This window comes from Tateyamaria sp. (genome assembly GCF_039940735.1).
GTDB lineage: Bacteria > Pseudomonadota > Alphaproteobacteria > Rhodobacterales > Rhodobacteraceae > Tateyamaria.
Genome location: NZ_JBDVGB010000054.1, coordinates 1 through 16303, shown reverse-complemented (window position 1 = coordinate 16303; position 16303 = coordinate 1). Strand labels below are relative to the sequence as shown.

Annotated in this window: 10 protein-coding genes; 5 read left to right on the top strand and 5 right to left on the bottom strand. The window is 57.5% G+C overall.

The annotated features are described in order from the left end of the window. Window positions 1-149: 149 nt before the first annotated feature. From ABJF76_RS11610 to ABJF76_RS11595, 4 genes are all read right to left on the bottom strand, one after another. On the bottom strand, window positions 150-2390 hold the full coding sequence (locus ABJF76_RS11610; protein ID WP_413819756.1) for a molybdopterin cofactor-binding domain-containing protein: 2241 nt from the start codon (window positions 2388-2390) through the stop codon (window positions 150-152). A gap of 3 nt (window positions 2391-2393) precedes the next feature. Beyond that, a complete protein-coding gene (locus ABJF76_RS11605; RefSeq protein WP_413819755.1) occupies window positions 2394-2852 on the bottom strand; it encodes a (2Fe-2S)-binding protein in 459 nt (152 codons plus the stop codon). A 144-nt stretch (window positions 2853-2996) separates the two neighbouring features. Then, complete coding sequence (locus ABJF76_RS11600) at window positions 2997-4109, bottom strand: S-(hydroxymethyl)glutathione dehydrogenase/class III alcohol dehydrogenase (protein WP_413819754.1); 1113 nt, start codon at window positions 4107-4109, stop codon at window positions 2997-2999. A 215-nt stretch (window positions 4110-4324) separates the two neighbouring features. Further along, window positions 4325-4705, bottom strand: a complete 381-nt coding sequence (locus ABJF76_RS11595) for a DUF3307 domain-containing protein (protein ID WP_413819753.1) — start codon at window positions 4703-4705, stop codon at window positions 4325-4327. Window positions 4706-4930: 225 nt separating this feature from the next. Here ABJF76_RS11595 and ABJF76_RS11590 point away from each other — a divergent pair, with 225 nt between their 5' ends. The 5 genes from ABJF76_RS11590 (at window position 4931) to ABJF76_RS11570 (ending at window position 15510) form a co-directional block, all read left to right on the top strand. Next, window positions 4931-7876 carry an ABC transporter transmembrane domain-containing protein gene (locus ABJF76_RS11590; RefSeq protein ID WP_413822577.1) on the top strand — a complete coding sequence of 982 codons (2946 nt, stop codon included), beginning with the start codon at window positions 4931-4933 and terminating at the stop codon, window positions 7874-7876. 116 nt (window positions 7877-7992) lie between these two features. After that, a complete protein-coding gene (locus ABJF76_RS11585; protein ID WP_413819752.1) occupies window positions 7993-9795 on the top strand; it encodes an autotransporter assembly complex protein TamA in 1803 nt (600 codons plus the stop codon). Beyond that, window positions 9795-14102, top strand: coding sequence for a translocation/assembly module TamB domain-containing protein (locus tag ABJF76_RS11580; protein WP_413819751.1), 4308 nt, complete (start codon window positions 9795-9797; stop codon window positions 14100-14102). The genes ABJF76_RS11585 and ABJF76_RS11580 overlap by 1 nt, the downstream gene beginning before the upstream one ends. A gap of 89 nt (window positions 14103-14191) precedes the next feature. Beyond that, window positions 14192-14500, top strand: coding sequence for a GntR family transcriptional regulator (locus tag ABJF76_RS11575; RefSeq protein ID WP_413819750.1), 309 nt, complete (start codon window positions 14192-14194; stop codon window positions 14498-14500). Beyond that, window positions 14497-15510, top strand: coding sequence for an AbrB family transcriptional regulator (locus ABJF76_RS11570; RefSeq protein WP_413819749.1), 1014 nt, complete (start codon window positions 14497-14499; stop codon window positions 15508-15510). Before ABJF76_RS11575 ends, ABJF76_RS11570 begins: the two co-directional genes overlap by 4 nt. 105 nt (window positions 15511-15615) lie before the next feature. Here ABJF76_RS11570 and ABJF76_RS11565 read toward each other — a convergent pair. Further along, window positions 15616-16303 (bottom strand): patatin-like phospholipase family protein (locus tag ABJF76_RS11565; protein ID WP_413822571.1); only part of this gene is annotated, 688 nt, incomplete at its 5' end.

Genomic DNA, 16303 nt, shown 5'->3' with positions numbered 1-16303 from the left:
TGATTGGCACAAAAACTTGCAGCAATGCGCATCTTTGGAAACGCAAGCCGGCGAAGTTTGGCCACCACGCCCGTCTGATCCCACAGATGTTTGTGAAGCCATACGCTTTGCGTGGTCACCGCCTGCAGTGTGCAACTGATGTACATCCCTCAGACAAAGTCGATGAATTTATTCATCGGCATCTCGCGAATGCGTTGCCCGGTCGCCGCAAAGATCGCGTTGGACAAGGCGGCAGCGGCGGGTGGCACCATTGGTTCGCCCATGCCACGCACGTGTTCACCGTTTTCCAACCCGCGGACTTCAATCTTGGGCATTTGATACATGCGCAGACCTTCGGAATCCCAAAAGTTTTGCTGTTCGACCATCCCGTCATTATAGGTGATTTCTGAATTCATCGCGTGCCCAAGCGCCCAAACAATGCCGCCTTGCACCATGTTTTCAAACGCCACGGGGTCCACCACTTTGCCCACCTCGGCCGCGACCCAAACTTTGTCGATACGAATACCGTCGTCGGTGTTGGTCACTTCGATCACCTCGGCGGTGGACACGCCGAAGGACATGCAAAACGCAACGCCGCGCCCCTGATTGGGCCCCAAAGCACCGCCCCAATTGGACATTTCGGCCACGGCTTCGAGGGTCTTGCGCGATGGATCATGCCAACACAATCGCATGCGTTCCTGCATCGGATCAGCGACAGCAGCGTGGATCAACTCATCCAAAAACACGTCATGGAAAAATCCGTTTGTGGACGCGCCCACAGATCGCCATGACGATATCGGCGCTAACTCTGGCGCGCGGTAGCCGGTCACACGGTAGTTCGGGATCTCAAAAGGTTGTTCCCAAGCCCCAGCCACGATCTGCATGTCCGGCCCCGGTACGGGCAACCCCTGCCGCCCCATCTGACTGGCAACAACCGAGGGCATGGCGATGCCCAGATCAAACGCGTCCACCTGCCCATCGCGCACCACGCCGCGCCCACGCGCCATGGCGATTTGACGGGTGTCGTCGTGGGTCATGTCTTCTTCTCGGGAATAGGTCAGCTTAATCGGGACGCCCGGCAGTTGCAGTGCAATTTCAACAGCTTCCTTGACAACCCGATCTTCAAGACGATGCCCAAAACTGCCACCCATCATCAGTACGTGGACATAGACATCGTCCATATCCATGCCCGTCATTTTGGCGACTGTCTTCTGCACAAAGCGCGGGATTTGCGTGCCGGTCCAGACATCCACACGGTCGGCGTTCACCTGCACCGTGGCCGTAATCGGTTCTAGCGGCGCATGGGCCAGATAGGGCGCGCGGTACTCGGCCTCGATCACAGCGGCCCCATTCAACGCAGCGTCAACATCACCATCATCGCGACGCGTGCTGTCGACACGGTCGGGCACAAAACTGTCCGACAGTACCTGCCAATGTGCGTCCATCTCTGGCGGATAGGGTGCTGTGCCCCAATCTATTTCGATCGCGTTGACCGCTTGGATTGCGCGCCACGTGTTGTCTGCGACAACGGCGATCCCGCTAGTGATTTCAACCACTTGCGCAACGCCCCGCATGCCCAGCGCAGTGCGCGCATCATGGCTGTTTATGCCCCCACCACGGCGCGGATTGGTGCGCACAGTTGCGTGCATCACGCCGTCAGGTTCAAAATCGATACCATAGGTCTGTGTGCCGGTGGATTTCGCCACAATATCAACACGCTGCATCGGTTTTCCGATCAAGCGCCACGTTTTTGGGTCGCGCAAGGTCACGTCATTTACTGGGTTTAAGGTCGCGGCAATCGGGGCCAGCTCTGCATAGCTGAGCGTTTTTCCGTCGGGTAATTCCACCTGCCCACGCGCTGTCTTTAGGGTACTAACCTCAACCCCCGCCGTCTGAGCCGCTGCCGCCTTCAACGTTTCGCGGGCCACGGCACCGGCCATGCGCAGCTTGTCAAAGCTGTCAGGCACGGTGGTCGAACCACCGGTAATTTGCAGACCCAAGAACTTCATCAACGCATCCATCACGCCGCGTGCAGAATTGGCCATGACACTGTCATCCGTTGCACGAAACGGGGCTGCCTCGGCACTTAAGGCGGTGTTGTAATAGGCAGGGCTTGGCAGACCGGGATCGACGCGAACCTGATCCAAATCAACGTCGAGTTCTTCAGCAATCAAGGCCGCTTGCACAGAGTACGCCCCCTGCCCACTGTCTGCACGCGGCGTGATCAACGTGACACCAGTTGCGTCGATGCGCACGTAAGGCGTCAGCCCTGCTGCGCCTTCGGCCAAATCATCCAACAGCGGGTTCGCCACAGGGCGTTTGTACATAAAATAGCCAAAAGCGACCCCACCGACGACAGCTGCCGAACCAACCAAAAAACTACGACGGGCGATTTTTCCAAAGCGGCTCATCGCTTAGTTTTCCTTTAGGGTCAGAGCGGCGGTTTTGACAGCCGCGCGGATGCGGGTGTACGTGCCACAACGGCACAAGTTTCCGCTCATTGCGCCGTCAATGTCGGCGTCCGAAGGATCAGGAATATCAGTCAATAGCGACGCTGCCTGCATGATTTGCCCGGACTGACAGTAACCGCATTGTGCCACCTGATGCGAAATCCAAGCGGCTTGAAGTGGGTGCAACGCGTCAGGGGTTCCAAGACCTTCGATTGTCGTGACCTCGCCATCGACGTCTGCTGCCAAAGCCTGACAAGATCGCACAGCAACCCCGTCGATGTGCACGGTGCAAGCTCCGCAAGCTGCAACACCACATCCGTATTTCACGCCTTTGAAGTTCAGCTCGTCCCGCAAAACCCACAACAGGGGCATGTCGTCTTCGACATCCACATCGTATTCTGCGCCATTCACAACAAGCTTCATATCGCCCTCCTAAGGCACGCCGGTGCGCGCAGCCTAACAAGCAGGCTGCACGGGAAACACATGAAGTTTAAATAACGTGGCGTGAACTTTGTAAGGCGGAGGTGTCCTCCGCCCTGCGATGGCGCACCACAGGTACGCCTTACCTTAAAACTCGACCACGGCCCTGATCGATTTGCCGGCATGCATCAAATCAAACCCTTCGTTGATCTGATCCAGCGTCAGCTTGTGAGTGATCATCGGGTCGATTTCGATTTTGCCGTCCATGTACCAATCCACGATCTTGGGCACATCTGTGCGTCCCTTCGCACCGCCAAACGCGGTCCCACGCCAGCTGCGCCCCGTCACCAACTGAAACGGGCGGGTCGAGATTTCGGCCCCCGCAGGCGCAACACCAATGATGATGCTTTCGCCCCACCCTTTGTGTGACGCTTCAAGTGCCGTGCGCATCACGTCGACATTACCGGTCGCATCAAAGGTGTAATCCGCACCACCTTTGGTCAGCTCAACCAAATGCGCCACCAAATCACCGTCAACTTTTGACGGATTCACAAAGTCCGTCATGCCAAAGCGCTTAGCCATCTCGACTTTGCCTTCATTCAAATCCACCCCAACGATCTGATCCGCTCCGGCCAGACGAAGCCCTTGGATCACGTTCAAACCGATGCCCCCAAGCCCGAACACAATGCCCCGCGACCCGATCTCAACTTTGGCGGTGTTGATCACCGCACCTATGCCTGTGGTCACGCCGCACCCGATGTAGCAAATCTTGTCAAACGGCGCGTCTTTGCGGACTTTGGCCAGCGCAATTTCGGGCACGACAGTATGATTGGCAAAGGTCGAGCAGCCCATATAGTGATGAATCGGCGTCCCATCGAGCATCGAAAACCGCGTCGAACCGTCGGGCAACAACCCTTGACCTTGGGTCGCGCGCACTTTTTGGCACAGGTTGGTTTTTGGGTTCAGGCAGTACTCGCACTCGCGGCACTCGGGCGTGTAAAGCGGGATGACGTGATCACCCACTTCAAGGCTGGTCACACCTTCCCCCACTTCGATCACAACGCCTGCACCCTCATGGCCCAAAATCGCGGGAAAGATGCCTTCGGGGTCGTCACCAGACCGGGTGAATTCATCCGTGTGGCACAGCCCGGTGGCTTTGATCTCAACCAAGACTTCCCCGGCGCGCGGCGCGTCAAGGTTCACTTCCATGATTTGCAATGGTTTGCCAGCTTCCAAGGCTACGGCGGCACGTGTTCGCATCGTTCGGGTCTCTTTCTTTGATTTTTTGCCATGAAGGCCAGCGCGGGTGGTCGTGTCAATGGGGCCAGACAGGAATGATCGCCAGCCGCACTTTCATCAAGCGTCTTCCACGCAGATGATAGGGCAACGTCGGTTTCCGCTTCAAGGTTTGCGCGAAGTTTTCCATGAGTGCCGACACTGTATCGGCCATACGTTTTTGTCGCAGAGTTTTGGCTCTAAAGCAGCACAGCCCAAACCATCACCAGATACGTCAAATGATGCGCCGTTTGATCCACACCAAAAGCGCGCCAATACCCGGCCTCGTCCGGTCCGTGACCGGTGTGATCAGACCACAATCCCTTGACCCAATCGATATGAAAATGCACCGCCCATTCGATCACACTGACCGCCAAGGCCAGCCTGACAGGCACCCCCACCAACACCATCGCGACCAAAGATCCGACCCCATGCAGACCTGCATGCTGCAATCGACCTACGTGCAAATACACCCCTCGATCACGCAGCATGCGCGGTGTTTGCAGATAAAAATCCGCGAACATATGCTTGATCTGCAACAGAAAAAGCAGAACGAGGGTTAAAAGCACAGGGTCAGTCAAGGATCGTCCTTTGGCTAGCGGATCAAAGGCATCCTAGGATGGCAATGCGTTCGGGGCAATCCATGTGCGGGTTAAAGTGAACGGCACTTCACAAGGCATTGATTTACTCCGAGCGCCACGGTTAGATTGTGTGCGGGCGCGCCGCCCGTTGCCAGTTTCGGGACATAAGCCATCGAACCCTCCCTTTTTGCCTTTATCTGGAAATATTCAAAGCGGGATCAGCTGATCCTTTTGGTGGTCACCCTTACGCTGTTTCCGCTGCTTTATTTGACGCTGGAATTGCCCAAACGGATCATCAATGACGCGATCGGTGCAGGCGGTTCGACAATCACAGCCTTTGGCATGCAGTTTACTCAGATCAACTATCTTATGATCCTGTGCGGCGCCTTTTTGCTGGCTGTTATGTTCCATGGCCTGATGAAAATGCGCATCAACACGATGAAAGGCGTTCTGGCCGAACGTCTCTTGCGCCGCTTCCGCTACACCTTGATCGCGCGTATTTTGCGTTTTCCCCAGCCTTATTTCGAACGCACCAGCCAAGGCGAGTTGGTCAGCATGGTTACGGCCGAAAGCGAACCCATGGGGGGGCTGATGGGCGACGCCGTCGCGCAGCCTGTGTTGCAGGCCGGGCAGATGCTAACCATCCTTGGGTTCTTGTTTTTGCAATCCTTTGCTTTTGGCTTGGCCGCTATTGCGCTGATCCCGGTTCAGGCATGGTTAATCCCAAAGCTGCAAAAGCAGATCAACCTGCTGAACAAAGCCCGTGTGGTTCAGGTGCGCGCGCTTGCGGCCGAAATTGGCGAAGGCGCGGTAGGCGCATCGACCTTACGGGTCAACGGGGGTTGGCGGTATCGGATGGCGATGATCGGGGACCGTTTGGGCCGGCTGTTCGACATCCGTTTCCAGATCTACCAAAAGAAATTTTTTATGAAGTTTCTCAACAACTTCATCACACAGCTGACGCCTTTTTTCTTCTTTTCCATCGGCGGTTACCTGGTCATCCAAGGGCAAGTCACCATCGGCGCATTGGTCGCCGCATTGGCCGCTTACAAGGATTTGTCGAGCCCGTGGAAAGAGCTGTTGGCCTACTACAACCAATCTGCCGACATGTCGTTGCGCTGGGAAACGATCACGGAACGTTTCGCGCCCGACAACATGATCGCGGACGATTTGTTTTACGGCCCGGCCCCTGATGCCCCCCGCCTGAATGGCGATATCGTCCTAGATCAGGTCACCGTGCGCGACGGCGACGGCAACCCTGTGATCGAAGACATCAGCGTCACTTTGCCCGCCGGTTCTGTCGTGGGCATCAGCGCCGACAATGACGAAGACCGCCGCGCACTGGCCGAAGTCCTAACTCGCGAAACCCTACCCACCAGCGGTTCCGTCACCCTATCGGGCCACGACATCAAAACCCTGCATCAAGCCAGCATCGCCAAGCGCATCGGCCACGCCAATTCACGCCCCGTTCTGTTCAAGGGCAGCTATGGGCAGAACGTTATGATGCCGGTGCGCTTTTCCCCAATAGGCGAAGGCGAAGAAAACAGTTTTGCCCGCGAAGCGATCAGAGCAGGCAACAGCGCCGATATGCTCAAGGCCAAGTGGCTGGACCCAACATTGGCGGGTGTCGAAGACCGTAAATCGCTGCTGGCGTGGTGGTACACGCTTATTGACGGCACTGGCAGCGGTGATGTGTTGACGCGGCGCACCCTTGATCAAGCCTATAACGCGGACAAGCACCAAGAGCTGACCAAAGCACTGATCGCCCTGCGCCCAAAAGTGAACGCCGCCATCAAAGACGCCGGGTTGGCGCAATTTGTGCATCCTTTCGATGCCAACACCTATAACCCAGCCCTGCCGATTGCAGAAAACCTGCTGTATGCCACCCCGCGCGAAAAGATCACGCCACAGATCATCGCAGCCAAACTGGATTTCCTGCGCCAACTGCATGCATTGGATTTGGCAGATAATCTGGAATTGCTTGCCCGCAATATCATCGAAATGCTGCGCCAGATTTTTGGCGCAAATGGTACCGATCACCCGTTGTTTCGCAAAGTCGGCCTTGAGGTCGACGTTTATGACGCCGCCCTTGATCTAGTGAACCGCAAACCGCCCGGATCGGACATCACCGACACGGATTTAGCCCTATTGTTGTCCGTCCCTGCCAGCGTGACGGCCGAACAGGTTGGCCCATCTTTTCCACAGGAAGTGATGGACCGTATCCTTGAAATGCGCACCCAACATGCCGACACCTTGCGTGCCCAAATGGACGACTTGTTCGTCCCCATCGAAGCCCATTCATATGTGCAGGGCCTGTCGGTTCTGGAAAACGTGTTGTTCGGCAAAGTGTCCGAAGAGGCAGGCACACGCGGAGAAGAGCTGCGCCGCGTGGTCGTGCAAGTTTTGGCCGACGAAGGCGTCAGCCCATTGGTGCTGGAACTGGTTTTTGACGTGCCGATCGCCCTTGGTGGCGCCAATCTACCCGCGCTTTTTGCTGAACCGTTGTCGATCAGCCGTGCCACCATCAAACGCCCCGATCTATTGATCCTTGATCGCGCGATGGCCAGTTACGACACCGACACCCGCGAAGCCTTGATTGCCAATCTGCGCAAACTGCTGCCCGACGCGACGCTGGTCTTTTTGAATGACGGGTTCGAAGACGAAGGCGTGTTCGATTTGCACATCGAAGTCCAACAGGGCCACTTGGTCGGGGCTGAAACGCAGCAAACCGGGGCTGACTCTGAGGTCGGGGCTGACCTTGCACGTAAGTTGGACGCACTTAGCCGCGCGCCTTTGTTTGCGGGCCTCAAACGCAAACAGTTGCGCCTGCTAGCCTTTGGCGCGCGCTGGTATAGCGCACAGCCCGGCGAATATGTGTTCCGCAAGCGCGACGACCCGTCAGATGGCGCCTATATGGTCATCGACGGCGAAGCGGATTTGCTGCTGCCCCGCCCCGGTGTCGAGGACAAGCTGATTGCCACAGTCGGCGCAGGCGCGTTGGTGGGCGAATTGGGCCTGATCCGGCGCGAACCGCGCGCACTGGACATGCGCGCACGGTCTGACTTGACCTGCCTGCGCATCAGCGAAGAAGACTTCATAGCCGTGGTCGAAAATGACGCCGCCACGGCCTATCGGCTTTTGCAAGTGGTGGCGGGTTACATCAAAACCTAGCTACAGGCAAAATACCGCGATTTATCCACTATATGTAGTTATTCGCTGGAACATTTTGGCAGATTTTGGCATTGTCTGCCGAAAGCTGCGGAACACACGCAGTGGGGTGCTGCTAGATGTTTCTTGGAATTGGTCGTGGAGTGATATCGCTGCTGCTTGTGACAGGCGGCGTCACGCAGGCTTTGGCCTTTGATGTTGCTGTGAATGCCCCGGATGCGGTGGCGGATCAATTGCGCGGCGCAAGCTTGACGGCCGGGTTGCTGAACACGAATGATGACGAAACCGACCCGCCTCAATCCATTGATATCCTTGGGGCGGCGCAGGCGGATTACAGCACCCTGATCGGGGTGCTTTACAATCAAGGATACTTTGCCCCTGAAATCAACATTCTTGTGGATGGCCGCGAGGCGGCTTCGATCCCGCCTATTGACGCCCCTGCTGTCATTTCAAACGTCGTCATAAATGTGAAACCCGGCGCGGTCTTTACCTTTGGCACGGTTTCAATCACGCCGCAGGCCCCCGATGTTGAGCCAACGGAAGGGTTGAATTCAGGCCAAGTCGCAAGCGTCACCGCCTTACGCGCAGGCACCTCTGCGCAGATCGAAGGTTGGCGACACGTCGGACACGCCAAGGCCAGCGTTGCCAGCCAGCAAATCACTGCAAACAACCCTGAAAAAACGCTCAGCGCGTCTGTCACGATCGATCCCGGCCCCAAATTGCAGTTTGGTAAAATCACGATCGAAGGCGGCAGCACGGTGCGCGAAAAACGCATCCGAGAAATCATGGGCTGGCCCGAAGGCGATGTCTTTGACCCCGACGTCATCACCAAGGTTGAAACCCGCCTGCGTCGCACCGGCACGTTCGCCGCCGCCTCCCTAAGCGAGGCTGAAACCGCCAATCCCGACGGCACTTTGGATGCCATTGCCACCATCACCGACCAACTGCCGCGGCGCTATAGCTTTGGGGCTGAATTCAGCACGCTGGATGGGTTAAGCCTTAGTGCACTTTGGCTGCACCGCAATATTTTTGGCGGGGCCGAACGGTTACAGATTGATGGCGAAATCGAAGGCCTAAGTGGCGGCGACACCGATGGCGTCGATTTCCGTCTGACCGGCATTCTGAGCCGTCCAGCCACGTTTCGCACCGACCTCGAGGCGTTCTTGCTGGGCGAAATCGAACAACGTGACGATCCAAATTTGTTTTCCCGCACCATCCGGCTGGAACTGGGAGCCAATTATTTCGCCTCAGAGGATCGCGAATACAACTACGGGATCGGCCTGCGGCGCTCGACAACCCGCGACGATCTGGGCGATCGGGATTACACGATTTTAACGTTCCCTGTGACCGCAACCTTTGATCGACGCGACAACAAATTGGATGCGACTGCGGGCTATTACGCGCAGGCCAGCGTGACGCCATTTGTCAATCTTAGCGGCACGGACAACGGGGTGGTGACAAAGCTTGACCTGCGCACGTACCGTCAGATTGGCAGTCGCGTCACCCTAGCTTTGCGCGGTCAACTTGGGTCCGTCGCCGGGCCAAGCCTGACCAATGCGCCCGCTGATTTACTATTCTTTTCAGGTGGTTCGGGTTCTGTACGTGGTCAGGAATACCAATCCCTTGGCGTCGAATTCAGCCCCGGCGTCACCATCGGCGGGCGGTCCTTTGTCGGGCTACAAAGCGAAGTTCGCGTCAAGACCAGCAACAAGAACCTATCCATCGTCGGCTTTTACGATGTGGGCTATATCGGCCCCGAAGCCTTCTATGACAGCTCTGGCGAATGGCACACAGGATATGGCGCAGGCGTGCGCTATGATACGCCCATCGGCCCGATCCGATTTGATGCGGCCCTGCCCGGTTCAGGGTCGGACACCAGTTCAGGACTAGAGATTTACATCGGCATAGGACAGGCTTTTTGATGCGTTACATTCTTGCCCTCGCCCTATGCTTGATGCTTCCGTTCGCAGCCCATGCGCAAGACGACAACGAAGATCGCGGTGTCATCGCAGGGCTGCTGGAAAACGCCTTGGGCGGGGATGGGCGCACTGTGCGCATCAATGGCTTTTCAGGGGCCCTATCAAGCACGGCGCGCATTACCCAGATCACCATTGCCGACAGCGAAGGCATTTGGCTGACGCTTGACGATGTGGCGCTGACGTGGAACCGCAGCGCCTTGCTGCGCGGCGCAATCGACGTTGAATTGCTGCGCGCCGCCCGGGTCGACCTGCCCCGCCTGCCCATCACAGAACCGGGTATCGACGTGCCCGACGCCGAGGCCACGCCCTTTTCCTTGCCTGATCTGCCTGCGTCCCTACAACTTGGCGCATTGTCCATTGATGTGGTGGCTTTGGGCGCGCCGATTTTGGGCGAAGCGGTCGAGATGTCGCTGACAGGCGCTGCAACGCTGGCCGACGGCGCAGGCGACGCCAATCTGGTGGCAAAGCGCATTGATGGAACGCGCGCTCGTTTCACAGTCAATGCAAGCTATGCCAACGACACCCGCGCATTGTCGCTTGATTTGGACGTGTCCGAAGATGAAAACGGCCTGCTCTCTGGTTTGATAGATGTGCCCGGTCGCCCAAGCCTTGACCTAAAAGTCCTAGGCGAGGGGCTGCTGAGTGATTTCGCAGCTACCCTTGATTTACGTACAGATGATGCGCCCCGTTTGTCCGGTACGCTGGCCCTGCAATCCGAAGAAGACGGCCCATTGGCCTTTGACGCCGATTTGGCCGGCGATGTCACCGCGTTGTTTTTGCCGCAATACGCCGCGTTCTTTGGCCCCGATGTCCGCTTGAACGCCCAAGGCAGCCAAGACGAAAATGGCGCGTTGACCCTTAAGCAATTTGCGCTGGACACACGCGCGCTGCGCCTGAATGGGCAAGCCGCCCTAAACCGCGATGGCTGGCCGACCTTGTTGGACATTCAGGGGCAGATTTCTGACCCCGATGGCGACCCGGTTCTTTTACCGGCCGGGGGCGACGAAACTCGCATCGATCAGGCCGATCTAGTTGTCAGCTATGACGCCGATCAAGGCGAAGCGCTGATGGCATCGGTTGCGATTTTGGGGCTGGACCAAACCGACGTACAAGTCCGCAGCATGACCTTCGGCGTGGATGGCACCTTGATGGGCGAGGTCAATAGCATCGGCGAATTGGCGGCACGCGTCGATCTGAATGCCTCGGGCCTTGATTTCACCGATCCGGCCATCGCCCGCGCCGTCGGGTCGGTGATCAGCGGTGGTTTGAACGTGACCTACGGCGATGACGCGCCCTTGCAGCTTGAAAACCTGTCCCTGACAGGAACGGCAGGCACGCTAGTTGGCAATGTTGAGGTCCAAAGCCTGTCCGAAGATTTTGCATCCACATTTGATGTGAACATCGACACGCCCGATCTGTCGGCCTTTGCCGATCTGGCAGGTTTGGGTTTGACAGGTGCGGGCGATATCGTGGCCAGCGGCAGTGCCGCCCTTGGAGGTTTTTTTGAGCTGTCATTGTCAGGCACCACGCAGGATTTGGCCATTGGCATCCCACAAGCCGATGCTGTGTTGGCAGGCGAAACGGCGGTCAATCTGGCCGCACGCCGTGATGAAACCGGCACATTCGTCGACCGTTTAACCCTGAACAATCCGGCCCTTGCTGCCGACATAGCTGCGCAGTTGCAAACCGGTGCGTCCCAAGCGCGTTTTGACCTTGCCCTTGATGATGCAAGTCGGGTTGTGGACACGCTGACGGGCCCCTTGACCCTGAACGGCACCGCGCAACAGGTTGGCGAAATCTGGGACGTGGCGGCGCACGCGGCTGGGCCACTGGATGCCACGGCGGACTTTACGGCCAACATCGACGGCGACAAAATCGACATTGATCTGAACGCGGATGTGCCCGACCTGAACCCCATCGTGCCACAAGTCACGGGCGGCGCGCAGTTCACCGCGCAAGCAGCGCAAAGGGATGGCGCGTGGACCTTTGACAGCGATATCCAAGGTCCGTTTTCCAGCACCGTCACCGCCTCTGGGCGCTTTGCGGATGCGGCGTTGAATGCGCAATACACGGCGATTTTGCCCTCGCTTGATCCGATCGTCAAAGGCATTCCCGGCGCTCTCACGTTAAACGGCGATGTCGCGCAGTTGCCCAATGGTTGGCAATTTGCCACCACCCTATCCGGCCCTTACGCAGCGCAGGTGAATGCAGACGGGCGCCTGATCAACGGTGTTTTGGCGGCAAACTATGCCGCGCGTCTGCCTGATGTGTCCAGCGTTGTTCCCGGCATAGCGGGCGCTGCAACGGTTGGTGGCAGAGTGCAACAAGTGCCGAACGGTTGGGAATTCACCACTGCGGCCTCTGGCCCTTATAACGCTGATATCACGGCGGATGGGCGGTATATCGATGGCACGCTAAGCGCTGATTATGCGGCCAACCTGCCTGACGTGTCAGCCCTTGCGCCCGGTATTAATGGTGCCGCCTCACTGACTGGCAATGTGCAACAAGAAGGCGATGGCTGGCGCTTTGCCAACGACATCAATGGCCCCTATTCCAGCACAGCGACCGTGTCCGGCACCTATTTGGCATCACGCCTTGCCACTGCATTCCAACTCGCGGTTCCAAACGTGGCCCCACTGGCCCCCGGCGTGTCCGGGCCTTTGGCGATTAACGGCACATTGGCGCAAATCGACCAAGGCTGGCAGGTGGCAACCGATCTGAACGGCCCCTATTCCAGTACAGGCACCATCAACGGCACCTTCGGAGACATCGGTAACACAGCCAACTATGCCCTACGCATGCCCAATATCGGCGCGCTTGTGCCGCGCCTGTCAGGGGTAGCCACCGTAAACGGCACAGCCACACAAGTGGCACGCGGATTTGACGTTGATGCAAACCTGAATGGCCCCTCGGGCACCACGGCGCAGGTCCAAGGGTTGGTTGGCACTTCGGGCCGTCTGGAACTCGATGCAACGGGACAGGCGCAACTTGGCCTGATCAACCCATTCATCTCGCCGCGCAGCATCGCGGGCCTTGCGGGTTTTGATCTGACGATAGATGGCCCCGCTGCCCTGTCTTCTGTCCGGGGGCGCATCTCAACCCAAGGCACCCGCGTCGTCACGCCGAACTTGCCCATAACCCTTGGTGGTCTTAGCGGTGCAGTTGATCTGAATGGTGAACGCGCAACGCTCGACTTTAGTGGCCAATTCACCGACGGCGGCGCAGTGCAGGTAAGCGGCCCTCTGACGCTTGCAGGAAATTTCCCGGCGCAACTAGCCATTGCGCTCGACAATGTGGTCGTCAGTGACAAGGTGCTTTACACTAGTCTGCTGAACGGCGGCGTGACCCTGAACGGCCCCCTGACGGGCGGCGCGCGCATTGCCGGCACAATCAACGTTGGCGAAACCAATGTGCAGGTGCCAAACAGCACCGTTTCAACCCTTGGAACGATCCCTGACATCACCCACATCGGCGAAACCCGCCCGCAAATGAGCACACGACGGCGTGCCGGGCTGATCAAAGAAGCCGCCGCAGAAAGCAGTGGCACAAGCACGCCCTTCCCGCTTGATGTCACCATCAACGCCCCCGCGCGCATTTTTATACGCGGGCGCGGCTTGGACGCCGAATTGGGCGGCACTTTGCGAATTACCGGCAGCACGGCGGATACCATTTCGACCGGACAAATAGACCTGATCCGTGGGCGCTTAAACATCTTAACCAAGCGCTTTGACCTGACCGAAGGCCGCGTACAACTGCAAGGACGTTTTGAACCCATCGTCCGGTTCGTCGCCGCCACAACAACCACGATCGGCACGGCTGAAATCGTCGTCGACGGACCAGTGGCTGATCCGACAGTGTCGTTTGAATCCTCGCCCGAAGCGCCGCAGGATCAAGTGCTGGCGCAGATCTTTTTTGGGCGCGACATTTCGCAATTATCCGCCTTTCAGGCTCTGCAACTGGCGAACGCTGTCGCCCAATTGGCCGGACGCGGAGGCGAAGGCTTGGTGTCGCAACTGCGCGGATCATTCGGCCTAGACGATCTAGATGTCACCACCAGCGATGACGGCAGCGCAGCCCTACGCGCAGGTAAATACCTATCCGACAATGTCTATACAGATGTGACTGTGGGGGCTGAAAATGGCGCAGAAGTGTCCTTGAACATTGACCTCACGCCTAACGTCACCGTGCGCGGTTCGGTTTCGGCGGACAGCAACACAGGCGTCGGTATCTTTATCGAAAAAGATTACTAACAGCCGCCCCGTTTGGAACTTTGACAGCAAAGGGGCAACGGCGTAGATTGTGCGTCGTATCCAAGGGGACACACCACCAAAGGTACGCCATGACCACCCCAGACATGAGCCAAAGCGAAACCGCCTATGCCAAACGGCGAGACGCCATTCACACTGGCGCTTACGCGCCCTGCGCGCGGTTGTGCGAAACCGATGTGGCTGAAACGCTAAACTTGTCCAGCCCCCCTGTACGTGAGGCCCTGCACCGCCTAGAGGCCGACCACATAGCAATTCTCAGCGACCAGCACACCGCCATTCTAGACGCCATCGAGGCCGCAGCCCCCGCAGCTGCGGACCAAGCCGCCGAAACCCATTTGCAAACATCACTGATCCACCGCCTTAAGGTGCTTGGCCAATGATGCGCATCGCGCTGACTTTTGGGATTGCGGCCTTTGGTGTGGCGCTGTTTCACCTTACCGGCTTGCCCTTACCTTGGCTGCTTGGGCCCATCACCGCCTGCCTGATTGCCGCACTTGCGGGCGTAAAGATGAAAGGCATCAAGCCGCTGAACGAAGGCATGCGCACCATTCTGGGCGTCGCTGTTGGGGCAACCTTTACGCCTGTCTTGCTTGGGTCAATGGCGGGCATGTGGCCCACGCTTTTGCTGATCCCGCTGATGGTTTTAAGCATTGGCTTGATCGGCGTCCCTTATTTCATGCGCATCTGGAGGTATGATTTTGCCACCAGTTATTATTCTACCATGCCCGGCGGTTTGCAGGACATGCTGGTCTTCGGAGAAGAAGCAGGCGGCAATCCCCGCACGCTGTCGCTGATCCATGCGACGCGCGTGATGGTAATCGTGGTGGCCTTACCCTTTATCTTGCAAGGGTTTTGGGATGCGGATCTATCCAAGCCCCCCGGCGCGCCTGCACGGGATGTGCCTGTTACGCAACTGCTGTTGATGGTCGGTTGCGCGCTTGTCGGATGGCAAGGCGCAAAACGGATTGGCATGTTTGGCGCGTCGATCCTTGGGCCACTTATCATGGCGGCTTTGTTTGCCGTTTTGGGCCTGTTGCAACACCGCGCCCCCGCCGAGGCGATTTGGGCGGCGCAGTTCTTTATTGGGATGACAGTAGGCGTAAAATATTCGGGCATCACCATGACAGAGGTGCGCCGCGATATCGCAGCGGGCCTTGGGTTTTGCGTCATTCTAATCGTCCTGACGCTGATCTTTGTCGAGGCCGTCTATGGCTTTGGCCTTGCGCCCGGTATGGACGCGCTGTTGGCCTTTGCGCCGGGTGGTCAGGCCGAATTGACCGTGCTTGCGTTGATCGTGGGGGCTGATGTGGCCTTTGTCATTGCCCACCACGTGTTGCGCATCTTTGTGGTGATCCTTGGCGCGCCGCTGTTTGCGCGGTTGTTTAGGTGACGTCGAAGTTGGGCATACGAATGGGCAACGCACGCGCATAGATCCAACACCCTAATCGAGTGCACGGCCGGACGTTTGAATCGCCGTGGTTTTTGCTTTTGATCCTCAGCCTTTGCGCGCGCGCAGTTCGACCATGTTAGCCCCGTGAACAGCACTAACGCCGCCAAACAATGCGCTCAGATCCAGCGTGCTTTCGACCTCGATCTTGTCAAAGTTGGCCGTGAGCCACTTGTCAGCATGCGCGCGGCCTAGATCGCGCAAATGCACCAAAAACGCCCATTCTGAATTCATTTTAGACGACGCATCCAGTTCCAACATGTCTTCGCAGCCGTCGATCATGTGCATGTTCATTACACGATATTCTTCTTCGTTCAGTGCGCCATCATCGATCAGGCGGTGGATCAGGTCAATCGTGCGCAAATCACGCAGAAGCGAGCCGTTAAAAGTGATCTCGTTCAACCGGTTCTGAATATCACGCGCAGTTTTCGGTGTACCCGGGCGCATCAGCGGGTTGATCTGAACAATCATAATATCCGCTGATGTCGAGTGATCGATAAAGGGAAACAACACCGGGTTGCCCATGTAACCGCCGTCCCAATAAGGCACGCCGTCGATTTCAACCGCTTTGAACATGTTGGGCAAACAGGCGGACGCCATAACCACATCCAATGACACCTCTTCTCGGTGAAAGACGCGTGCCCGGCCCGTTTCAACATTGGTGGCAGAAATATACAGGCCCATATCCGGGCAATTCGCGACCTTGTCGAAATCGACAAATTCATCCACCAGATCA